This window comes from Mesorhizobium sp. M0062 (assembly GCF_040323125.1).
In the GTDB taxonomy this organism is placed as follows: domain Bacteria; phylum Pseudomonadota; class Alphaproteobacteria; order Rhizobiales; family Rhizobiaceae; genus Mesorhizobium.
On the sequence record NZ_JAMYUO010000011.1, the window covers coordinates 54,759 to 74,916 of the forward strand.

Genomic DNA, 20,158 nt, shown 5'->3' on the forward strand with positions numbered 1-20,158 from the left:
CCCGGTATCCTGTCGTCATCCTTGCCCCCCGAAACCATTCATGCGAAGAGCCGCCGAGGGAAACAGGGATGCGCCGACGATGAGCAAGGGCGACCGGGCCAAGCGCAAGAACGGGCTCACCTATGCCGAGGCGGGCGTCGACATCGATGCCGGCAACCTCATGGTCGAGAAGATCAAGCCGCTGGTGCGCGCGACGCGCCGGCCGGGCGCCGATGGCGAGATCGGCGGTTTTGGCGGCCTGTTCGACCTCAAGGCGGCGGGTTTCACGGATCCGGTGCTGGTTGCCGCCAATGACGGTGTCGGCACCAAGCTGAAGATCGCCATCGATGCCGGCAAGCACGACACGATCGGCATCGACCTCGTCGCCATGTGCGTCAACGACATCGTCGTCCAGGGCGCCGAGCCACTGTTCTTCCTCGACTATTTCGCCACCGGCAAGCTCGACCCCGACCAGGGGGCGGCAATCGTCGGCGGCATAGCAATCGGCTGCCGACAGGCCGGCTGCGCGCTGATCGGCGGCGAGACCGCTGAAATGCCCGGCATGTATAACGACAAGGATTACGACCTTGCCGGTTTCGCCGTCGGTGCGGCCGAACGCGGCCAGTTGCTGCCGACAGACGATATTGTCGAAGGCGACGTGCTGCTGGGGCTGGCTTCCTCGGGCCTGCATTCGAATGGCTTTTCGCTGGTGCGCCGCATCGTTGGCGTCAGCGGGCTTGCCTGGAGCGATCCGGCGCCGTTCAACGATGAGGCTACGCTGGCCGAAGCGCTGCTCGAGCCGACCCGCATCTATGTGAAATCGATCTTGAAGGCGATCCGCAACACGCATGGCATCAAGGCGCTGGCCCATATCACCGGCGGCGGCTTTCCCGAAAACATTCCGCGCGTCCTGCCGAAGGACTTTTCTGCAGAGCTCGATCTCAATGCCATCGATGTGCCGCTGGTATTTTCCTGGCTGGCGAAGACTGGCGGCGTGGCGCCGGAGGAGATGATGCGCACCTTCAACTGCGGCATCGGCATGATCCTCGTCGTCGCCTCCGGCCAGGCCGCACAGGTCGCAGCCGTGCTGCAGGAGGCCGGCGAGACGGTGACGCCGATCGGCCGCATCGTGCCGCGCCGCGACGCCGGCGTCATCTATCGGGGCTCGATCGGCCTATGAGCAGGAAACGCACGGTTGTTCTGATCTCGGGACGCGGCTCCAACATGACGGCGCTGATCGCGGCGGCGAGCGACCCGGCCTATCCCGCCGAGATCGTCGGCGTCATCTCCGACCGAGCCAACGCCGCCGGCCTTGGCATCGCGGCCGCGCGCGGCATCCCGACCAAAGTCATCGTGCGCGCCGACCATGCCAGCAAGGAAGCGCATGATGTGGCGATCGACGCCGCTCTGATTGCGTTCAACGCCGAGATCGTGGCGCTGGCCGGCTATCTGCGCATTCTCTCCCGCGGCCTGGTCGAGAAGTGGCAAGGGCGCATGCTCAACATCCACCCTGCCCTGCTGCCGGCCTTCAAAGGGCTCGATACGCATGCGCGCGCCCTGCGCGCCGGAATTCGCATTCATGGCTGCACGGTGCATTTCGTCACATCAGAGATGGATGACGGCCCGATCATCGCGCAGGCAGCGGTGCCGGTGATGGTCGGCGACAACGAAGACACGCTGGCCGCCAGAGTGCTGAAGGCCGAGCACCGGCTTTATGCGCTGGCGCTCGGGCTGGTCGCCGACGGCAAGGCGCACATGGAAGGCGGCCGCACCGTGCTGGCACATTTCGCCGACGATGCCGAAAACGGAACTTCCGTGGTGATGGCCCCCGACCCGCTGCGCGAAGAGCGCGATCTCGAACATCTGGCGCGGATCACGCCGTAGGCGCTTCAGGACCTGAAAGCCCTTGGATATTTTTGACAGCGCGATCCGGGGAAAAGGCGATCTCGCCGGCGTCTTTGAATATGACGACACTGAAGGGCCAGCAAACGCCACGGCTTATTTTTACCTATACGAAGCGCATGACGAGGTAGTTGGGCGGATCATCGGCGCAATTCATATTCGATCGGGTGCCTGGGCGATCACCGAAGCGGATATTGCCGTCCAATGGGACAAAGATGAGAGGCGCGTCGGCCTGTTCGTCTTCGGCACTTTGTCGGCAGCCTTTGATGCCGCTACGGGCGCTAAATACGGTGGCGGATACGGCAAGGACTTCCAGCGCGAAATTCCCTGGTCCTGAGATCTAACAGATGAAACAGCTGCTTCTTCTTCGCCACGCCAAGTCGAGCTGGGACGACCCGGCGCTTGCTGATTTCGACCGGCCGCTCGGGCCGCGCGGGCTGAAGACGGCGCCGCTGATGGGGCGCGAACTGGCCCGGCGCAGTTGGCAGCCTGACCTGGCGCTGGTGTCGCCGGCGCTGCGCACGCGCGAGACATGGCGGCTGGTCTCGGCGGAACTTTCGGCGAGCGTAACGGTGGAGTTCGCCGAGGCGCTTTTCGAAGCCACGGCTGGCGACATTCTGGCCGAGGTGCAGCAGGCAGTCGCATCGGCTAGCTGTCTCCTGGTGCTCGGCCATAATCCCGGCCTGGAGGACTTTGCCCGCCGGCTCGCCGGTCCGCGATCGGGTGTGGCTGCTCTAAGGAAACTTGAAGAGAAACTCCCGACCGGCGCCCTTGCCCGCTTTGTCATCGACGGCGACTGGGCGGATCTCGGCTTCGGCGCGGCCCGGTTGACGCATTGCATCAAGCCGAAGGATCTAAGCTAGACCAAGCTGCTTAACGGGCTAGCCGCAGGTGACAGCCGCAAACCGTGTTTTGAAAAGACCACGGTCAAACAAGGAGATAGGACCAATTGCTGGCGGATTGATTCAAGATCTTTGCGGCCCGAGTCGATTGCATAAAAACAAGAGCGGTGGGCCGGGCCCACCGCTCTTTGTGGTCGTCGATTTCTCAGAAAATCAACGACCCCATATGCCCTGGCCGGATTCCGGCTGGTTCGAGTCGCCCTTGATCGTGAAATCGCCGAGGCTGGCCGGCTTGCTGATCGAGGCGGTATAACTGTGATCGATGTTGCCGGCGGGCGCTGTCACAGCAGGCTGGTTGACGCCGTCGGAGCCGTAGTGGTCGCTGCCTGCGAAAGCGGTGCCGGTGGCAAGGAGGACGGCAGCAGCGGTAAGTGCGATCTTGGTCATTTCAGGTAATCCAGATTTTTCAGTCCTGTCCGTCAAGTGGCGTGCCTTGGGAGGAATTCGCGTCGCTCGGACCACCCCGAAATGGGTGTGCGTTGCTGCCATTGCCAATCACAAAAATGTGCGAACCGAACCGTTCGGTTCGTTCTAGGAAGGCGCGAAATGGCGTAGTTGTTGCAATATTCTATTCTCTAGGCGGCTCCGACTTCCAACGCCCCTCGTTGCGTTACCCTTGCATCTCAAAAGGTCGTGAAGCCCAGTACGTCGCGCATGTCGTATTCGCGGGGCGGCCGGACGGCGACCCAGCGTGCTGCCGCAATGGCGCCGCGCGCGAACATCGAGCGGTGGCCCGCCGAATGGGAAAGCGTGAGCGTCTCGCCCTCGGCCAGCAAGCTCACGCTGTGCTCGCCGACGATGCTGCCGCCGCGCAGCACGGCAAAGCCGATCTCGCCGGCAGGGCGTGGACCTGTAAGGCCGTCGCCGATGCGTTTCGCCACATCGTCCAGCCTGACGCCATGTCCGCGAGCGGCCGCCTCGCCCAGCATCAGCGCCGTGCCCGACGGTGCGTCGACCTTCATGCGGTGATGCGCTTCCAGGATTTCGATGTCGGTGTCGGGACCAAGTGCTCGCGCCGCCTGCTCGACCAGCCCGGTCAGCATGCTGAGCCCGAGCGAGTAGCTGCCGGAGCGAACGATGGCGACGGACTTCGAAGCAGTAGCGATGGCGGCGAGATCGGCCGGCTCGAAGCCGGTCGAGCCGATGACCAGCGCCGGGCCGCCGCAGGCCGCGCAAGCTTGTGCAAGATCGACGGAGGCCGAAGGCGTGGTGAAATCGATGATGACATCGGCAAGCGCCAGTGCTTCGTCGCGTTCGACCAGCCCCTCGCCGGCGCTGCCCGGCCTGTGAAAGCGGGCGACGAGCGCCAGCCTGGGATCGGTCTCGACGGCATCGACCATCTGCCGGCCCATGCGACCGAGCGCGCCGGCTATGGCTATTTTCAATGGATGCGGCATGGCGGCTTTCACTGGAAATGCGAGTCACAACAATGATCTACCATGCCGCCCTGCCAGATTGATTCAGCCGGCGCCATGCGTCTTGAGCATCATGCCGGCGATGTCCTTGACCAGCTTGGCGGCAACCAGCGCGGTGAGATTGGAGACGTCCTGGCTTGCATTGTATTCGACGACATCGGCGCCGACGATGGGCTGGTCGATCCGCTGGATCAGGTTGATCACTTGCCGGGTTGTAAGACCACCGGGTTCGCGGTGCGACACGCCGGGCGCACAAGCCGGGTCGAGGCCGTCGAGATCGATCGAGAGATAGACCGGCGTCTTGAGATCGAGCTGCAGATCCTCGCTGAAATGCCGCGCCTCGATCATTTCGACGCCGAAGCGCTTGAGCTGGTCACGAAGCTCATCATTGAGGGTGCGCAAGCCGATCTGGATCAGCCGGTCAGCCAGCCCCTCCTCCAGGATGCGCGCGAAGGACGAGGTGTGGGACCGCCTGTTGCCCTGATAGGCATCGTAGATGTCGGGATGGGCGTCGATCTGGACGATCGTTAGCCTGGCATGGCGGCGGCGCACGGCACGCAGCACCGGCCAGGCGATGGCATGATCGCCGCCGAGGCTGATCAACGGGTGGCCGGCATCCAGCGCGCGGCCGACCTCGGCCTCGATTCGCTCCCACGGATCGCCGGCGCCTGAAAAGTCGATGTCGCCGTGGTCGACGAAACTGTCCGCCACATCGAAGCCGGTTTCGCTCCACGAGCTGTGCGCGTCGCTTTTGAGTTCGCGCCGGATCAGGGCCGGCGCTGCAGCCGCGCCCTTGAGATAGGACGAGTTCTCGTCATGTGGTATTCCCAGAAGCGAAACCCTGGTCATCGGCGTGCGATCTCCGGCAACAGGCAATCTCCCTAAACCCGGCATCTGGCTGGCGATAGCAGTGCCGCTTGGGCCAGTTGCGAAGGCGATCAGGCGTCACTTCCCGATCGCGCCGCCCAGTCTTTGCCTGACGATCGCGATATGGAAATCCGTGCCGTGCAACAGCCCGTCATCGTTGAAGTCGTAGCTGGAATTGTGCAGCGGCGGCGAGGTCTCGCCATTGCCGAGAAAGACGAAGCAGCCCGGTACGTGATCGAGGAAGCGGGCGAAATCCTCCGAGGCGGTCATCGGCTCCGCCGCGATGCTGGCGGCGCCATAGGCCAGCACGCGCCTTGCGGCGACAAAGGCCGCGTCCACCAGGTCGGCATCGTTCTGCAGCGGCACGAATTCCCTGCTATAGGTCACGTCGGCGGTGACATTGTAGGCGGCGGCGGTACCCGCTGTGATGACCCGCATCTGGCGCTCGATCTCGGCGCTGACCTCGGGACGAAAACTGCGGGCGTCACCGAGGATGCGGGCGAGGCCGGGCAATGCGTTGCGGGTGCCGTCGGTGATCAGTTCGGTCACCGAAACCACCGAAATGTCGGCCGGGCTCAGCCGGCGCGAGACGATGGTCTGCAGATTGGTGACCAGCGCGCAGGCGGCGACCAGCGTCTCGTTCCCGGAATGTGGCCGCGCCGCATGGCCGCCGATCCCCTTGAGCACGATCTCGAAATTGTCCTCCGCCGACATGAACGGGCCGGCACGGGTCTCGAAATGTCCAATGGGCAGGCCCGGCATGTTGTGCAGGCCAAAGATCTCGTCGAAGGGGAAGCGCTGCAGCAGCCCGTCATCGAGCATTGCCAGCGCGCCCTTGCCCCACTCCTCGGCCGGCTGGAAAACGAAACGCACGGTGCCGTCGAAACCGCCCTCGGCGGCGAGCAGCTTTGCCGCGCCGAGCAGCATGGTGGTGTGGCCGTCATGGCCGCAGGCATGCATGATGCCGGGGTTCTGCGAGCCATAGGCTGTCGCGGACTGCTCGGTGATCCGCAGCGCATCCATGTCGGCCCTGAGCGCAATCGCCCGGTTGCCGCTGCCGCGCTTCAACGTGCCGACGATGCCGGTGCCGCCGACCCCCTCTGCAACGTCGTCCAGCCCGAATTCGCGCAGCTTCGCGGCGACAAAGCCAGCGGTGCGCTTTTCCTCGAAACCGAACTCGGGGTGCGCGTGCAAATCGCGCCGCCAGCCCGTCATCTCCCGCTTCAGCGCATCACGATCGAGTTCAGCCATTTTTCTCCCCGACCTCTTTTGCAAGCTCACTGGCGACATCAAGCAGGATGTTGGCGCCGGCGACAAGCTCGGCATCTTCAGTGTGTTCGCGCGAATTGTGGCTGATGCCACCGGCGCTCGGCACGAAGATCATTGCCGCCGGCGCGAGGCGGGCCATCATCTGCGCGTCATGGCCGGCGCCCGATGTCATGCGCCTGACGCCGAGACCGCGGTTCTTCGCGGCCGCCTCGATCAGTTCGACGATGCCGATGTCGAACAGCACCGGTTCGAAGCGGGCGAGCCGCTCGACCGAGATCGATACGTTCTCCGAAACCTCAAGCTCCTCGAGATAGGCAGCAAGGGCCGCCTCATGCGCCTGCAGGCGCTGTTCGTCGGGATCGCGCAGGTCGATGGTGAAGACGGCGCGCGCGGGAATGACGTTGATGGCGTTGGGTTCGAAGCGCATCGTGCCGACCGTGGCCACGGTTGGCCCATTTGAAGCCCTGGCCCGATCGTGCAGGAAGGTGATGATGCGGGCGGCGGCGTGGCCGGCGTCGCTGCGCATCGACATCGGCGTGGTGCCGGCATGGTTGGCGGCGCCGTCGATGGTGATGCGCTGCCAGGAAATGCCTTGCAAATTCTCGACCGCGCCGATCGGCACGCCTTCACGCTCCAGCACCGGCCCTTGCTCGATATGAAGTTCGAGATAGGCATGCGGCTTGAGGAAGCCGGGTTCGCGGTCGCCGGCATAGCCGATGCGGGCGAGCTCCTGGCCGAGCACGCTGCCATCCGTGCCGATGGCGGCCAGCACGGCCTCGGCGCTGACGCCACCGGCATGGCATAGCGAGCCCATCATGTCAGGCGTGTAGCGCACGCCTTCCTCATTGGTGAAAGCGGCGACCGCGACCGGGCGCGACGGCGAAAAGCCCGAAGCCTGCAGCGTCTCGATCACCTCCAGCCCGGCCAGCACGCCGTAGCAGCCATCATAGATGCCGGCATCGATAACGGTGTCGATATGCGAACCGATGAGCAGCGGCGCCTGCCCGGCATTGTCGGGGCTTTGCCAGATGCCGAAGATATTACCGACCCGGTCGATGGCGACTTCCAGCCCGGCCTGCCTGAGCCAGCCGACAAAGAGGTCACGGCCCTGTCTGTCTGTGTCGGAGGCGGCGAGCCGGATCAGCCTATCCTCACTGTCGCGGCCAACGGCGCCGAGTTCCCGGATGCGGCCAAGCAGACGCTGTGCATCGATCCCGATCATGGCTATGCCTCGGCCTTCAGCTTGCCGGCCAGCACATCGGCGGGGCTCTGCCCGACCAGCTCGGTATAGCGATGCGGGTCTGTGGCGCCTTCGGTGTTGATCAGCAGCACGCGGGATTTGTCGTCGAGCCCGAGCGCGGCCTTGTGGTCGGCCACCGCCCGGATCAGCCCGGCCAGACCGACGCCGCCGCTTTCGCCGGCGACGATCACTGGATCATTGCCAGCCGGCCGTGCCAGCCGCCGCATCACCGCGACCGCCTCCTCCTCATCCACTGTCATGAAGGCATCGGCAACCCGCGCCAGAACGCGCCAGGCAACTTGCGAGGCCTCGTAGCATTCGAGCATCGCCATCACCGTCGGCTGATCGTGTGCGACCTTGACCACGTGGCCCGCCCGGGCGGCTGCGACAACGCAGGCGGCGCGGGCCGGCTCGACGACGATGAAGGTCGGCCTGGCGTCACCGAGCACGATGGCGAGATGGCCGGCCAGGGCGGCGGCAATACCGCCGACACCGGCCTGCACGAAGACATGGGTCGGCGGCTGCGGCAACTGGCCCAACGCTTCGCGCACGATCGCCGTATAGCCCTGCATGACCAGACCGGGGATGCGCTCGTAGCCCGGCCAGGAGGTGTCGGACACCACGGTCCAGCCTTGCTCCGCTGAAACCTCGGCGGCCTGCCTGACCGAGTCGTCATAATTGCCGTCGACGCGGATCATCTCGGCGCCATAGCGGGCTATTGCTGCAATGCGCGCCTCGCTGACGCCGGCGTGAACGAAGATTGCCGCTTTCGCGCCAACCAACTGTGCACCTTGCGCGACCGAGCGGCCATGATTGCCGTCGGTGGCGCAGGCAACCGTCATGCCGGCAGCGACCGCCCGGACGTCGAACCGGTTGAGATCGGCCACGTCAACGGGCCGATGAAGCGATCGGCTCGCCTCCTCCAGCACCAGTCGAAAAACGGCATAGGCGCCGCCGAGCGCCTTGAAACTGCCGAGACCGAGGCGAAAGCCTTCATCCTTGATGTGGACGGCGCCGAGGCCGAGTTCGCCGGCCAGCGTCGGCAATGCATGCAACGGAGTTGCGAGGTGATTGTCGCGATGGGCAAGAAAGCGCTCGACCGTATCGGCACCGGCATTCCCCAGCGTTTCGGCATCGACCGGATCGAGCGGCCGGCGGTGCAAGGCATTGCTGTTGAGCAGGAACACGGGTGGCCTCCTTTGGGTGTGACGAAATCATATTGCAGCCGAGGCGCAAATAGCGCTGTTATTGGCGCTTCGAAATGCAAGTTTGTTTCGCCAGGATAGCGCTTTGCCTCGATCGCCTTCGCTCGACAGTTTCGACCTCGCCATCCTTGCCATCCTGCAGCGGGACAACACGACGCCGCAGCGGCTGATCGGCGAAGCCGTCAACCTGTCGGCGCCGGCGGTGCAGCGGCGCATCAAGCGCATGGAACAGTCCGGCGTCATTGCGGGCAATGTCGCCGTGGTCGACCCGGCGGCGGTCGGCCATCCCATCACCATCTTCGTCGAAGTGGAACTGGAGAGCGAACGCTCGGACCTGATCGACGCGGCCAAGCGGCAATTCTCGGCAGAGCCCGAAGTGCAGCAATGCTACTACGTCACCGGCGAGGCCGACTTCATCCTAGTCATCACCGCGGCCGACATGGGCGCCTATGAAGCGCTGACGCGCAGACTGTTCTTCGACAGCAAGAATGTCCGAAAATTCCGCACCTTCGTTGCCATGGACCGTGTCAAGGTGGGGCTGACGGTGCCTCTGCCGGGATAGCCAGTCACTTCTATGCAATTCCGGACGGAAACCGCTCACACTTTTCCTGGAATTGCTTCAGCCCGCCGGCCGCAGCCAGACCTTGTTGTCGTGGAAGGCCGCACCGCCATAGGGCGCTGGTGCGTCGGCGCCGGTGAGCACATTGATGCCTTCGCCACGCTCATGGGCGCTGTTTGGCCAGATGCCCTCGGCGATCACCACGCCGCGCTTGATGCCATCGAACAGCTTTGCGTGCAGCACCACCTCGCCGCGCCGGTTGCCGACCTCGATACGGTCGCCGTCGTCCAAGCCAAGCGCGGCAGCGTCGTCCGGATGCAACAGGAGTTCCGGCCGGCCTTCCTTGGCTCTCGACACCGGTGTCTCGGCGAATGTCGAATTGAGAAAATTGCGCGCCGGTGATGTCGTCAGCCGGAACGGATGCTCGGCATTCGCGACCTCGATCAGGTCGACATGGTCGGGGAATTCGGGGAGTTCCGCCACCGGCCCGAACAGGCCCATGCTTTTCGGCGGCCGGTTGGGCGCCGCCTGCCCGCTCCAGTTGGCGCGGAAGTGAAATTTCTTGTCGGCATGGCCGAAACCATCGATGAAATGCGCCGCCTCGAAATCCGGCTGCAGGTCGACCCATTTGTCTTCCTTGAGGCTGGCGAAGGAGCCCAGCCCGCGCTTGCCGAGGATGATGTCGATATGCTGCTGCTCGGTCAGGCCAAAGCCCGGCCGGTCGGAGACGCCGAGACGCTGCGCCAATTGCTCGATGACGAAGTGGTTGGTGCGCGGCCCTTCCGGCGGTTCGATCAGCTTGGGACCGAGCGTGATGTGCTGGTTGCCACCGCCCTTGTAGACGTCATCATGCTCGAGGAACATCGTTGCCGGTAGCACGACATCGGCAAGCTTTGCCGTGTCGGTCATGAACTGTTCGTGCACGCAGGTGAACAGGTCATCACGGAGAAAACCATGTTTCACCAGCCGCTGCTCGGGTGCGACATTCACCGGGTTGGTGTTCTGGATCAGCATCGCCGTCACCGGCGGGCCACCGTAAAGCGCGTCCGCTGCGCCGGTCAGCACCGGACCGATGCGCGACTGGTCGAGATGGCGAATATTGGGATCGCGCATCGCGGTGCCTTCCAGCACATCCTGGTTGAGCTTGAAGATGCCGGAATTGGAATGGAAGGCGCCGCCACCCTCATATTGCCAGGCGCCGGTGACGGCGGCGATGCAGGATGCCGCGTGCATGTTGACCGCGCCGTTGCGCTGGCGGGCAAAGCCATAGCCGAGGCGGAAATAGGTTTTCCTCGTCGTGCCGACGAGGCGTGCGAAAGCCTCGATCTCGGTGACGGCAAGACCGGTGATGGCGGACGCCCATTCCGGCGTGCGCGTCTCCAGATGCGCTTCCAGCCCCTTCGGATCGTCGGTGTATCTTTCGAGATAGGCGCGGTCGGCCATGCCTTCCCTGAACAGCACATGCATGACCGCGCAAGCCAGCGCGCCATCGGTGCCGGGCTTCAGCACAAGGCCCATATCGGCCTGCTTGATCGTCGCGTTCTCGTAGACGTCGATAACGACGACCCTGGCGCCACGCTCCTTCCGCGCCTTGATGGCGTGGGTCATGACATTGACCTGCGTGACCACGGCATTGGTGCCCCAGATCACCACGCAGTCGGACTTCGCCATCTCGCGCGGATCGGGACCGCGCAAGGCGCCCGCTCCCATCATCCAGCCGGTCCAGGCCAGATTGGTGCAGATCGAGCCGAAGAAGCCGGAGTATTTTTTCGCATGGCGCAGCCGGTCGATGCCGTCGCGCTGCACTAGCCCCATCGTGCCGGCATAGAAATAAGGCCAGACGGTCTCGGAGCCGTATTTTTTCTCGGCCGCGATGAATTTCTCGGCGACGAGGTCGAGTGCCGCTTCCCAGCTGGATTCCTTCCAGACGCCGGCGCCCTTGGCCCCGGCGCGAACAAGCGGCTTCAGCAGCCGGTCGGGATGGTGGACACGGTCGGCATAGCGCGCGACCTTGGCGCAGACCACACCAGCCGTATACGTATTGGACTTGGCGCCATGGACACGGCCGATGCGGTTGCCATCGAGCAGCTCGACCTCGAGCGCGCAGGTCGAAGGGCAATCATGCGGACAGGCGGAGTGGCCGATTCTGAGCTTGGCGTGCTGGTTCATGCGGGGTTTTTAGCGGGTTTCGCGGGCGGCGTGTAGGGCCAGAAGTGGCGCACCGCTTTGCCTCTGCGAGCAATGCCCCTTGCCTTCTCCCCTGGGGAAGAAGGCAAGGACACTGCCAAGCCGATCGCCACCCAAGACTGGGCCGGTCAGCTATCTGCCTCAGGAGGCTTCTGCCTGGGGCACGCCTTCCAGGCAGAGCCATTTGTGCTTCCTGTTGGGCCAATGAAGAATTGCCGGAGGCAGAAATTCCAGGTCCTCCAGACAGCCGACAGATACCGACAGCGCTTCCGTCAGGCCTTCGGCACGCATGAAGACGATCGATCCGCATGTGGTGCAAAATGTCTGCTCCAGCCATTGCCCTGACGAGCCGTTTCGTCGCCAGGATTTCGTCTCGCCTTTTCGGTCGACTATGGCGGAGTCGTCATAAATGGCTCGGTATGAGAACGCTGCGCCCGTGCATCTCTGGCATTCCAGGCAGCTGCAGGCATAGACGCGCCGAGGCTCCCCGGCGAGCACCAGTTCCACCCCGCGACACGAGCAGGTCGCCCGTCGCCTGGTCTTGCCATCACGCATTCGCAGGCTCCCTGCCATGATGCGGCGAACTATTTCCGAACAGGGGCGAGAGAGATGCAAAATCATCATCTGCGCGCCCGCCAGAAAGCGCCTGCTGGAAAATTGCGTCCATGGCGCGCGGCATGGCAGCGTCGAGACCTCGTTCCTGGCATGCTTCGAGCAGATGCCGGAAGGCGCTGTAGTGGGCGCCCAATGACGCGAGCGTTGCGTCGTCGCCGGCAAAACGGCGCGCCTTCGTCCGGTCAACCACATCGAACAAGGCGGCATCGACAACCGGCTTGAATGCAGTCAGATGGCTCCTGAACGTCTCCAGATCGAGACCTTCGGCCTCGGCGACAGCCATGCCCTGGAGCGCGCCAAAGAGCCCGCCCCACATCTGCGTGAGCAGCGCGGTATCAAGCGCGGAGGCCTGGCCCGGCACCTCGCCGACATAACTTGTGCCGCCGCCAAGCGCAAAGAGCAGGGTCTTGTTCGTTTCGTAGACGGCGCGGGAGCCTGAATAAAGCAATGCTGTGTCGGGTTTGCCGATAAAATCCGGGGTCGCCAGGATCGCCCCGTCCAGATAGCTGGCGCCATGCGCTTCTATCCAGCGCGCTTCCTCCCGTGCCAAGCGCGCTGAGCCGGAGGTGAGTTGCACGATGGCTTTGCCGGCCAGTGCCGAAGCAACACTGCGCTGCTTGAGCAGCGCATCGCTAGCGGCATAATCCAGAACATTTATGATCACGACATCGGCCGACCGGATTCCATCCTCGACTGAAGAGGCTACCCTCGCACCAAGAATACCTAGGGGCTGGCACCTGGCCGCAGTACGATTCCACACCGATGTTGGATAATTTCGGTCGAGCAACGTTCGAACAATGGACGAGCCCATGCGGCCCGCGCCGAGCACGCAGACATTGGATTTCATGACGATTTCTCCGATAGCGATAGCTGGTTTGTCTTTGGCGCGCTAATCTGAAGATATATATTCTTCCTGCGTTGAGAAGTACGCACCTTGAGGTAAGTTATTGGAATCATGTCAGGAGTAGTCACATGAGGAGCAAGGAAACAGACAGCTGCGGCTTTGCTGCCGCGATGCAGGCAATCGGCGGAAAGTGGAAAACCTCGTTGTTGTGGGAATTGCACCTGCGGCCTCACCGCTTCGCCGAATTGCACCGGCGGTTGTCGGGGATCAGTGAGAAGATGCTCGCGCAACAATTGCGACAGATGGAGGCCGACGGGCTTGTCAGCCGACGCGCCTATGACCAGGTACCGCCGCGCGTGGAATATTCGGTGACGCCACTGGGCTTCAGCCTGAACGATGCCGTGACCGCAATGTCGGCATGGGGGAAGCGGCACGAGACGTGGAAAGTTCAGCGGAAAGCCGCCTGAAAGCAGGAGCTCGTTTGGTGATCCGCGCGAGCCAAATTACGGTCCGCTTCTCGACGCCGAAGACGGCAATAAACACCGGGCCGCGTCGCCCGGGTGCGTAAGAGAAGCCGTAGCAAGAGCCTCGGTGCCGAAGGCTTTTCAGCCCCCTGTTGGATCCCCCGCTGCTTTGCAGCGTCCCGGCGTTCGCTGGCCTTTCATCATGCGACTGGGCGCAACCGGCCGCTTTACTCCGCCGTGCCCTCTTCATACTCCGCCGACATGGTCAGCCACTTTTCCTCGTGACCGGCAAGCTGCTGTGCCAGTTGCGAGCGCTCCTTGGCCAGCCGGGTCGCCGTCGATGGATCCTTCTCGTATACCGCCGGATTGGCGAGTTCATCCTCGATCAGGTCGATGCGCTTGCGGATGCGGTCCATCAGCGCTTCGGTGGCGCGGATTTCCTTTGCCAGCGGCTCGAAGGCGGCGCGGCGCGCCGCGGCATCGCGGCGGCGATCGGCCTTGGATGCCTTCTCGGCCTCGCGCTTGCCGCGGCGGTCACCCGACACGCCGGTGACCAGCGTCTTGTAGTCCTCCAGGTCGCCGTCATACGGGTTGACCGCACCATCCTTGACCAGCCACAGCCGGTCGGCCGTCGCTTCCAGCAGATGGCGGTCATGCGAGATCAGGATGACGGCGCCGGGAAATTCGTTCAGCGCATGGATCAGCGACTCGCGGCTGTCGATGTCGAGATGGTTGGTCGGCTCGTCGAGGATGAACAGGTTCGGCCCTTCAAAGGCCGACAGGCCCATCAGCAGGCGCGCCTTCTCGCCGCCGGACAGGTCCTTGGCGGCGGTGTTCATCTTCTCGGTGGTGAGACCGAACTGGGCGACGCGGCCACGTACCTTGGATTCCGGCGCCTCCGGCATCAGCCGGCGGACATGCTCGTAGGCGTTTTCATCAGGCCTGAGATCGTCGAGCTGATGCTGCGCGAAGATAGCCACTTTCAGGCCCGGCGCCACCGTCATGGTGCCGCTCTCCTGCTTCAACCGGCCCGACAGAAGCTTTGCGAAGGTCGACTTGCCGTTGCCGTTGGCGCCGAGCAGCGCGATGCGGTCGTCGGCATCGATGCGCAGCGTCATCTTCTTCAGGATCGGCTGGCCCTCGGTGTAGCCGACATTGACGTTGTTCAAGGCAATGATCGGCGACGCCACCGTTTTCACCGGTTCGGGGAAAGAGAACGGCCGCACCGTGTCGTTCACGATCGCGGCAATCGGCTTCATCTTCTCCAGCGCCTTGATGCGCGACTGCGCCTGTCTCGCCTTCGAAGCCTTGGCGCGGAAGCGTTCGACGAAGGACTCCATGTGTTTGCGCGCGGCTTCCTGCTTGACGCGGCCCTTCTCCTGCAATTCCTTCTGCTCGGTGTACTGGCGCTCGAACTGGTCGTAGCCGCCGCGCCAGAAGGTCAGCTTCTTCTGGTCGAGATGAACGATGGAATTGACGGCGCGGTTGAGCAGGTCGCGATCGTGCGAGATCAGAAGCACCGTGTGCGGATATTTCGACACGTAGTTTTCCAGCCACAGCGTGCCTTCGAGATCGAGATAGTTGGTCGGCTCGTCAAGCAGCAGAAGGTCGGGCTCGGCAAACAGCACGGCGGCAAGCGCGACGCGCATGCGCCAGCCGCCGGAGAAGGACGAGGCCGGGCGGCGCTGCGCGGCGTCGTCGAAGCCAAGGCCGGCGAGGATGGTGGCCGCGCGGGATTCCGCCGAATGCGCATCGATATCCGCCAGCCGCATATGGATGTCGGCAATGCGGTGCGCGTCGGTGGCGGTCTTTTCCTCCTCGAGCAATGCGGTGCGCTCGAGGTCGGCCTTGAGCACGATTTCGATCAGCGGCTCCTCGGTGCCGGGCGCTTCCTGCGCCACCTGGCCGATGCGGGTGTTCTTGGGCAGGCTTATCGAGCCGGTCTCGGAGGGAAAGTCGCCGGTGATGGCCTTGAACAGCGTCGTCTTGCCGGTGCCGTTGCGGCCGACGAGGCCGGCCTTGGTGCCGGCCGGCAAGGTCAGCGAGGCATGATCGAGAAGCAAGCGTCCGGCCATGCGGAGCGAAAGATCGTTGATGATAAGCATGCCGGGGCTTTTGCACGGGAGGGCGGCGCTTCGCAAGGGCCTGGGCGCTGGCGGGGGCATAAGGCATGAAGACGGCGCGCCTTTAGCGCGCCGTCCATTGCAAACAGCAGACTGACTTTTCAGAGGCTGCCTGGTTCAGGCTTTGGGTTTGCGCTTCGTCACCTTGGCCGCGGCGGCCGGAACGGCCGGCTTGCGGCCGAGGCCCGAGGACTTGGCCAGTGCCGAACGGGTCGCGGAGTAGTTCGGCGCCACCATCGGATAGTCCGACGGCAAGCCCCATTTGCCACGATATTCCTCCGGGCTGAGACCATGGTCGGTCATCAGGTGGCGTTTCAGCGACTTGAATTTCTTGCCATCTTCCAGACAGACGATGTGGTCGGGAAACACCGACCGCTTCGGATTGACAGCGGGGTTCAGCGCGGGGCTTTCCACGGCGGCAATGCTGCCCAGCTTGCGCACCGATGCGCTGACGCTGGCGATCAGATCCGGCAGGCCGGACGCAGGGAGAGGATTGTTGCCGACATAGGCCGAGACGATGTCAGCAGTCAGTTCAATAGCGGTCTTGCTGTCGATGGTGTGCAATTCTGTTTCTCCCGCCGGTCATGAAGTTGCCGGCTTTTTTTAAGACTTCTCTTGATGTATCGACCTAGCTGCACCCCCCAACGGGTCGCTAAGTCTCAATAAACGATCAAGAATCGGAACAGGAGGATGTTTCCACAACAGGTTGCAACGTTGCAAATTAGAAAATCTAATACTTGGAAACGGCCGACTTCGCGCCAGCAGATTTCAACTGCACGGACCCGGCAGGTTTGGAGTCGGCCAGTATCTCCAGAATGCGCTTCCAGCGGGCGCACCGGCCGAAATCTTTTTGCTCTATCGCCTTTTCGGCCTTCATGGCGGCGTAGAGCGGCGCCTCGGCGCCGAACTCCTTGAGCAGCCAGAATGCTTCCTGTCTGGCGAGGCGTTCATCGTCGTCAAGCATGTTCAGCCTCCGAGCGTTCTATGCCCACCGCAATACAGCTGCCGATGACGAGGACCGCACCGGCTATCGCGGTCAGCGTCAGCCTTTCGCCCGACAGCGTCAGCAGCAGCGTCGATGCGATCGGCGTCAGATAGGCGATGACCGCAACCTTGCCGCCGCCTTCAAGCTTCAAGGCGCGCGACCAGAAATAATATCCCAGCCCCATCGGGCCGGCGCCGAGATAGAGGCCAAGCAGGAGGTGCTCGCTGGATGGCCAGGCTGCGCCGTCGTGAATACACCATAGCAAGGTCAGGCCGACGCCGACCAATGCCGAAGGCAAAAGCAAACGCTCCGACGGTGTGGCCAGGCGGGCGACCGCAATCGAATAGAAGGCCATGCACAGCGCCGAGCCGAAGGCAGCGAGATAGCCGACGATGCTGCCCTGGAGAAAAGGCTGGCCGCGACCACCCGAGATCACCAGCGCCACGCCGACAAAGCCGAACACGGCAGTCAAACCCAGCAGCACGGGGCGTTGCCGCTTGCCCAGCACGATGACCGCCGCCGCGACCATCAGCGGCCAGGTGTAGGCGACGAGATTGGCCTCGATCACCGGCATGGAGGCAAAGGCGATGTATTGCAGCACCATGGTGCCGACCAGGCCAATAAAGCCGACCGCGACCGGCGCCAGGGTGCCGTCAGCACCCTTGGCAAAGGCTGCGTCTTGCGTGTCCCCCTTCCGGCTCGCCAGATGGATGACGGCGAACACCAGAGCCGCTCCACAAAACTGCAGCAACTGCACGAGCGACACCGGATGGCTGGCCAGCAGGGATTTGCCGACCAGCGCGTTGGTCGACCACAGGGCGACCGCGCCGGCGGCGAAGACCAGGGCCGACGGCGAGCCCGATCCACCCCGGAATCGCCGAGACGGTGCCTTGTCCTTATCGCCGACCATGATGTTACCGACGGCCAAACAGGCGTCCACTTCTATGCTCTGGCTACCATGATTCCCTTGATCCGCCCGGGACCGGCGCATCGGTCGCCGCCGCAACCGGACGCTCTTCCTCGAAGCGGCGATAGGCCGGCAGCTGGTTCGTCCAGACGTCTTCGGCCAGTTCGTTGACCCATTCGCGATCGTGATCATTGTCGGCTGCGAGATAGAACATGCGATTGTCGTCGACGTAGGGCTTGGCCACAGAGCGCTGGTTGAGGACCAGCGTGACGCGTGAGCCGAGCTGGATCGGCGCGGTGCGGTGCAGCACACCGAGAAACTGACCGAGTGTGGCGTAGTTCATCTTGTGGTCGATGCGCATGACCTGGTTGCGCGGAATCTCGCGGCCGGATTCAAGGATGGCGCGGCCGGTCTCGGAATCGTCGCAGTAGATTTCGAGATGGCCGCCGACCAGCGGATTGCTGATCGACAGCGGAATGAGTTCGGTGACCGGGACACCGTCGCAATGCCAATCGACGGCGCCGTCCTTGGGATTCATGAAAGTGACGGTCGAGCCGACGATCGACAGCGGATAGGGCTCGAGCTTGGTGCCCATCATGTCGGACAGACGTTCCAGGCGCAGCTTGTCATGCAGCAGTTCCTTGATCTCCGGGATGAAACGGTCGGCGCCGGTGATGAAGGTCAGATCGAGGTGCTTGTGCACGGCGTGGCTGGCCTTGAGCTTCAACGCCGCCTCTTCGATCGCCGCCAGCAGCGCCGGGTCGTAGCCATGCAGATACTGCGCAACGCCGAAACCCGACACTTTCCAGGCCGTCTCATGACCGATAATGGCTTCTCGGCTCATCGCGTAGCGCAGTTCAGGTATGGTATGGGCGTTCATTCTACTTCTCCAGGATGGGGGCATCACTTGGTAAACTGTCGATTAATTTCCCCACCCCTGTAAAATTAGGAATGCTGGTGCTAGTGTAAGCCCAGCTTAAGGTCGAAACGCGTGCGTCTGCTCAGTCAGGTCAACCTCAATTCGCTGAAGATTGTCGAAAGTGCCGCCCGGCACCGTAACTTCACGCGCGCCGGCGAAGAGCAGTTTATTACTGCTTCCGCCGTCAGCCAGCGCGTCAAAAGCCTCGAGGAACAGCTGCGCTTCAAGATCTTCCAGCGCGGCGGCAATGCGGTGTCGCTGACGCCCGAGGGCGAGACCTATGTGTCGCGCGTTCGCGAGGCGCTGGAGCGCATCGTGGCGGCCAGCATGGAGGCGACCGGACAGTCGCAGGCACATGTGCTGAAGATTTCGGTGCTGCCGACGTTCGCGGCGCGCTGGCTGTTTGCCCGCCTGCCGCTGTTCCAGCGGCAATATCCCGAAATCGAAATGCGGGTCTCGACCTCCTACGCCACCAATGAGTTCGCCACCTCCGAGTTCGACCTCGAGATCCGCTATGGCGACGGCAGCTTTCCCGACCTCAAGGCAGACCTGCTGTTCAAGGAGGATTTGACGCCGGTGTGCAGCAGGAAGCTGTTCCACGAGGTTCTCGGCGACAGGCCGCCGTCAAAGGTGACGCCCGACGACCTCAGGCATTTCACGCTGCTGCATTCCGACACCTGCACGCAGAACTGGCAGTCGTGGCTGGGTTTTGCCGGCGCGAGTTCCGTGCTCGGCGAGACCAAGAGCATCTATTTCGATTCCTGCATGATGTCCTATGAGGCGGCCAATGCCGGCATGGGCTTTGCAGTCGCCAACCGCGCCTATATGGCGAGCGAGATCCGCGCAGATAGGCTGGTGGCGCCGTTTGCCGTGCATCACCCCAACACCGCCGGCTGGTATTTCGTCTGCCCGGTCACCGCGCCCTACACGCGCAAGGTGGAACTGTTCAAGCAGTGGATAATGGCCGAGGCGGCGCTGACGCAGTGCCAGTTGGACGCCGGGATTGCCGGCGGCCCGGTGCTGCGGCAGGCGATGGCCTGAGGTCGGATTCTTTCCGCGGCCTTGCGGGATTTGCGGCCGTTTCAGCTGGTTTTGCGCAGACGGCACGAGCAGAACCGGCACGAAAACTGCCACCTCATGACGCAGGCGAGAGACTCAGCTATCTTCGGTTGTTGCGGCGGACCTGATATCCGCCTGGCCGGCGCTATCAGCTCACCTCCCAAGCGGCGCCGGCCTTCTTCTCCTGAAAGCCATTTCTCGTCTCCCGCCGGAAAACGATCATTGCGCCGGCTGATCGCCGCTGGCCGCCGGCTTTGGCGCCGAATCCGTCTGCGGAGTTTGATCGAGCACCGGGGCTTTGGTTGGCTGGATGTCGCCGTCGCAGGCGGCGAGCGCCAAGCTGGCGGCTAGCAGAATCAGAAGCCTCTTCATGGCGACCTCCTAGGTCTGCCCTCTCCTTCGTAAGGCAACGAGGTGGTTCGGCTTTGGTTGCACGCTCGCAAACGACGCCGCGTCGGCTGGAACCAAACGGCGGCTCTGAGGTTGGTTGCCCAAAGGAGATCGCGCCATGATCCGTCTGCTCATTACCGGCCTTTTCGCTTACGCGACCTATCGCATCGCCAAGGAGATCATCAAGGACGTGCCCGACAATTTCGATCCGTTGCCGGTGCCTGGCGACGAACGCGCCGCCTTGCGGCGCCAGTCGGCGGCAACGGGTGTCGCGCCACGGCGGTAAGGGCGACTTCCGCCCGTTGCGAACAAAGCGGAAACGATGCT

Annotated in this window: 23 protein-coding genes; 8 read left to right on the plus strand and 15 right to left on the minus strand. The window is 63.4% G+C overall.

Translation table 11 applies throughout. The features are described from left to right. The first annotated feature begins 79 nt into the window (after positions 1 to 79). The 4 genes from purM to NKJ64_RS15355 are packed head-to-tail and all read left to right on the plus strand — an operon-like array spanning position 80 to position 2,744. On the plus strand, positions 80 to 1,159 hold the full coding sequence (gene purM, locus NKJ64_RS15340; protein ID WP_023670283.1) for a phosphoribosylformylglycinamidine cyclo-ligase: 1,080 nt from the start codon (positions 80 to 82) through the stop codon (positions 1,157 to 1,159). Then, positions 1,156 to 1,863, plus strand: a complete 708-nt coding sequence (purN, locus tag NKJ64_RS15345; protein ID WP_023670282.1) for a phosphoribosylglycinamide formyltransferase — start codon at positions 1,156 to 1,158, stop codon at positions 1,861 to 1,863. The genes purM and purN overlap by 4 nt, the downstream gene beginning before the upstream one ends. 22 nt (positions 1,864 to 1,885) lie before the next feature. Beyond that, positions 1,886 to 2,218, plus strand: coding sequence for a hypothetical protein (locus NKJ64_RS15350; protein ID WP_023731097.1), 333 nt, complete (start codon positions 1,886 to 1,888; stop codon positions 2,216 to 2,218). A 10-nt stretch (positions 2,219 to 2,228) separates the two neighbouring features. Further along, positions 2,229 to 2,744 (plus strand): SixA phosphatase family protein, encoded by a 516-nt coding sequence (locus NKJ64_RS15355; RefSeq protein WP_352462873.1) that lies wholly within the window; start codon positions 2,229 to 2,231, stop codon positions 2,742 to 2,744. Positions 2,745 to 2,936: 192 nt separating this feature from the next. Here NKJ64_RS15355 and NKJ64_RS15360 read toward each other — a convergent pair whose 3' ends face one another. From NKJ64_RS15360 to NKJ64_RS15385, 6 genes are all read right to left on the minus strand, one after another. Continuing rightward, positions 2,937 to 3,170: a DUF680 domain-containing protein gene (locus NKJ64_RS15360; RefSeq protein WP_352462874.1), complete on the minus strand. Its 234-nt coding sequence runs from the start codon at positions 3,168 to 3,170 to the stop codon at positions 2,937 to 2,939. A gap of 236 nt (positions 3,171 to 3,406) precedes the next feature. Next, the gene (dapB, locus tag NKJ64_RS15365) at positions 3,407 to 4,180 is read right to left on the minus strand and encodes a 4-hydroxy-tetrahydrodipicolinate reductase (protein ID WP_352462875.1); all 774 of its coding nucleotides are present in this window, start codon (positions 4,178 to 4,180) and stop codon (positions 3,407 to 3,409) included. Positions 4,181 to 4,243: 63 nt separating this feature from the next. After that, the gene (speB, locus tag NKJ64_RS15370; RefSeq protein WP_352462876.1) at positions 4,244 to 5,047 is read right to left on the minus strand and encodes an agmatinase; all 804 of its coding nucleotides are present in this window, start codon (positions 5,045 to 5,047) and stop codon (positions 4,244 to 4,246) included. Positions 5,048 to 5,143: 96 nt separating this feature from the next. Next, positions 5,144 to 6,316, minus strand: a complete 1,173-nt coding sequence (locus NKJ64_RS15375) for an amidohydrolase (protein WP_023743827.1) — start codon at positions 6,314 to 6,316, stop codon at positions 5,144 to 5,146. Next, on the minus strand, positions 6,309 to 7,556 hold the full coding sequence (locus tag NKJ64_RS15380) for a Zn-dependent hydrolase (RefSeq protein ID WP_031196559.1): 1,248 nt from the start codon (positions 7,554 to 7,556) through the stop codon (positions 6,309 to 6,311). The genes NKJ64_RS15375 and NKJ64_RS15380 overlap by 8 nt, the downstream gene beginning before the upstream one ends. A gap of 2 nt (positions 7,557 to 7,558) precedes the next feature. Next, a complete protein-coding gene (locus NKJ64_RS15385) occupies positions 7,559 to 8,761 on the minus strand; it encodes a diaminopropionate ammonia-lyase (RefSeq protein WP_023752542.1) in 1,203 nt (400 codons plus the stop codon). 103 nt (positions 8,762 to 8,864) lie between these two features. Here NKJ64_RS15385 and NKJ64_RS15390 point away from each other — a divergent pair, with 103 nt between their 5' ends. Further along, positions 8,865 to 9,341, plus strand: a complete 477-nt coding sequence (locus NKJ64_RS15390; RefSeq protein ID WP_023689068.1) for an Lrp/AsnC family transcriptional regulator — start codon at positions 8,865 to 8,867, stop codon at positions 9,339 to 9,341. A gap of 57 nt (positions 9,342 to 9,398) precedes the next feature. Here the strand turns inward: NKJ64_RS15390 and NKJ64_RS15395 are convergent, their stop codons facing one another. The 3 genes from NKJ64_RS15395 to NKJ64_RS15405 all read right to left on the minus strand — a co-directional run bounded on the left by NKJ64_RS15395 (position 9,399) and on the right by NKJ64_RS15405 (position 12,987). After that, positions 9,399 to 11,507 carry a molybdopterin-containing oxidoreductase family protein gene (locus NKJ64_RS15395; RefSeq protein WP_352462877.1) on the minus strand — a complete coding sequence of 703 codons (2,109 nt, stop codon included), beginning with the start codon at positions 11,505 to 11,507 and terminating at the stop codon, positions 9,399 to 9,401. Positions 11,508 to 11,666: 159 nt separating this feature from the next. Then, the gene (locus NKJ64_RS15400; protein WP_023689070.1) at positions 11,667 to 12,080 is read right to left on the minus strand and encodes a GFA family protein; all 414 of its coding nucleotides are present in this window, start codon (positions 12,078 to 12,080) and stop codon (positions 11,667 to 11,669) included. Continuing rightward, entirely contained in the window at positions 12,073 to 12,987 is a 915-nt protein-coding gene (locus NKJ64_RS15405; protein ID WP_081730967.1) for an NAD(P)-dependent oxidoreductase, read from the minus strand. Before NKJ64_RS15405 ends, NKJ64_RS15400 begins: the two co-directional genes overlap by 8 nt. Before the next feature lie 125 nt (positions 12,988 to 13,112). Here NKJ64_RS15405 and NKJ64_RS15410 point away from each other — a divergent pair, with 125 nt between their 5' ends. Next, positions 13,113 to 13,451: a winged helix-turn-helix transcriptional regulator gene (locus tag NKJ64_RS15410; RefSeq protein WP_023689072.1), complete on the plus strand. Its 339-nt coding sequence runs from the start codon at positions 13,113 to 13,115 to the stop codon at positions 13,449 to 13,451. A 224-nt stretch (positions 13,452 to 13,675) separates the two neighbouring features. Here NKJ64_RS15410 and NKJ64_RS15415 read toward each other — a convergent pair whose 3' ends face one another. From NKJ64_RS15415 to NKJ64_RS15435, 5 genes are all read right to left on the minus strand, one after another. Beyond that, positions 13,676 to 15,553 (minus strand): ABC-F family ATP-binding cassette domain-containing protein, encoded by a 1,878-nt coding sequence (locus tag NKJ64_RS15415; protein WP_023705325.1) that lies wholly within the window; start codon positions 15,551 to 15,553, stop codon positions 13,676 to 13,678. 135 nt (positions 15,554 to 15,688) lie between these two features. Beyond that, positions 15,689 to 16,135, minus strand: a complete 447-nt coding sequence (locus tag NKJ64_RS15420; RefSeq protein WP_023670270.1) for a Ros/MucR family transcriptional regulator — start codon at positions 16,133 to 16,135, stop codon at positions 15,689 to 15,691. 166 nt (positions 16,136 to 16,301) lie between these two features. Further along, complete coding sequence (locus NKJ64_RS15425) at positions 16,302 to 16,535, minus strand: hypothetical protein (RefSeq protein ID WP_023733893.1); 234 nt, start codon at positions 16,533 to 16,535, stop codon at positions 16,302 to 16,304. Then, on the minus strand, positions 16,528 to 17,466 hold the full coding sequence (locus tag NKJ64_RS15430) for a DMT family transporter (protein ID WP_023733892.1): 939 nt from the start codon (positions 17,464 to 17,466) through the stop codon (positions 16,528 to 16,530). Before NKJ64_RS15430 ends, NKJ64_RS15425 begins: the two co-directional genes overlap by 8 nt. Before the next feature lie 43 nt (positions 17,467 to 17,509). Then, complete coding sequence (locus NKJ64_RS15435; protein WP_023684748.1) at positions 17,510 to 18,343, minus strand: hypothetical protein; 834 nt, start codon at positions 18,341 to 18,343, stop codon at positions 17,510 to 17,512. Between the two features lie 111 nt (positions 18,344 to 18,454). On the opposite strand from NKJ64_RS15435, the gene NKJ64_RS15440 reads away from it, so the two are divergent. After that, the gene (locus NKJ64_RS15440) at positions 18,455 to 19,423 is read left to right on the plus strand and encodes a LysR substrate-binding domain-containing protein (RefSeq protein ID WP_023733891.1); all 969 of its coding nucleotides are present in this window, start codon (positions 18,455 to 18,457) and stop codon (positions 19,421 to 19,423) included. Positions 19,424 to 19,660: 237 nt separating this feature from the next. Here NKJ64_RS15440 and NKJ64_RS15445 read toward each other — a convergent pair whose 3' ends face one another. Next, positions 19,661 to 19,813, minus strand: coding sequence for a hypothetical protein (locus tag NKJ64_RS15445; protein WP_023693936.1), 153 nt, complete (start codon positions 19,811 to 19,813; stop codon positions 19,661 to 19,663). A gap of 136 nt (positions 19,814 to 19,949) precedes the next feature. Here NKJ64_RS15445 and NKJ64_RS15450 point away from each other — a divergent pair, with 136 nt between their 5' ends. Further along, entirely contained in the window at positions 19,950 to 20,117 is a 168-nt protein-coding gene (locus NKJ64_RS15450) for a hypothetical protein (protein ID WP_023684745.1), read from the plus strand. Positions 20,118 to 20,158 lie beyond the last annotated feature (41 nt).

What these genes read in the sequence shown, in the direction of transcription:
- NKJ64_RS15360 (WP_352462874.1), bottom strand. Translation starts at nt 3,170, where the DNA reads ATGACCAAGATCGCACTTACCGCTGCTGCCGTCCTCCTTGCCACCGGC.
- NKJ64_RS15355 (WP_352462873.1), top strand. Translation starts at nt 2,229, where the DNA reads ATGAAACAGCTGCTTCTTCTTCGCCACGCCAAGTCGAGCTGGGACGAC.
- NKJ64_RS15435 (WP_023684748.1), bottom strand. Translation starts at nt 18,343, where the DNA reads ATGAACGCCCATACCATACCTGAACTGCGCTACGCGATGAGCCGAGAA.
- NKJ64_RS15400 (WP_023689070.1), bottom strand. Translation starts at nt 12,080, where the DNA reads ATGCGTGATGGCAAGACCAGGCGACGGGCGACCTGCTCGTGTCGCGGG.
- NKJ64_RS15445 (WP_023693936.1), bottom strand. Translation starts at nt 19,813, where the DNA reads ATGAAGAGGCTTCTGATTCTGCTAGCCGCCAGCTTGGCGCTCGCCGCC.
- NKJ64_RS15430 (WP_023733892.1), bottom strand. Translation starts at nt 17,466, where the DNA reads ATGGTCGGCGATAAGGACAAGGCACCGTCTCGGCGATTCCGGGGTGGA.
- NKJ64_RS15415 (WP_023705325.1), bottom strand. Translation starts at nt 15,553, where the DNA reads ATGCTTATCATCAACGATCTTTCGCTCCGCATGGCCGGACGCTTGCTT.
- purM (WP_023670283.1), top strand. Translation starts at nt 80, where the DNA reads ATGAGCAAGGGCGACCGGGCCAAGCGCAAGAACGGGCTCACCTATGCC.
- purN (WP_023670282.1), top strand. Translation starts at nt 1,156, where the DNA reads ATGAGCAGGAAACGCACGGTTGTTCTGATCTCGGGACGCGGCTCCAAC.
- NKJ64_RS15375 (WP_023743827.1), bottom strand. Translation starts at nt 6,316, where the DNA reads ATGGCTGAACTCGATCGTGATGCGCTGAAGCGGGAGATGACGGGCTGG.
- NKJ64_RS15380 (WP_031196559.1), bottom strand. Translation starts at nt 7,556, where the DNA reads ATGATCGGGATCGATGCACAGCGTCTGCTTGGCCGCATCCGGGAACTC.
- NKJ64_RS15425 (WP_023733893.1), bottom strand. Translation starts at nt 16,535, where the DNA reads ATGCTTGACGACGATGAACGCCTCGCCAGACAGGAAGCATTCTGGCTG.
- NKJ64_RS15395 (WP_352462877.1), bottom strand. Translation starts at nt 11,507, where the DNA reads ATGAACCAGCACGCCAAGCTCAGAATCGGCCACTCCGCCTGTCCGCAT.
- NKJ64_RS15410 (WP_023689072.1), top strand. Translation starts at nt 13,113, where the DNA reads ATGAGGAGCAAGGAAACAGACAGCTGCGGCTTTGCTGCCGCGATGCAG.
- speB (WP_352462876.1), bottom strand. Translation starts at nt 5,047, where the DNA reads ATGACCAGGGTTTCGCTTCTGGGAATACCACATGACGAGAACTCGTCC.
- dapB (WP_352462875.1), bottom strand. Translation starts at nt 4,180, where the DNA reads ATGCCGCATCCATTGAAAATAGCCATAGCCGGCGCGCTCGGTCGCATG.
- NKJ64_RS15405 (WP_081730967.1), bottom strand. Translation starts at nt 12,987, where the DNA reads ATGAAATCCAATGTCTGCGTGCTCGGCGCGGGCCGCATGGGCTCGTCC.
- NKJ64_RS15450 (WP_023684745.1), top strand. Translation starts at nt 19,950, where the DNA reads ATGATCCGTCTGCTCATTACCGGCCTTTTCGCTTACGCGACCTATCGC.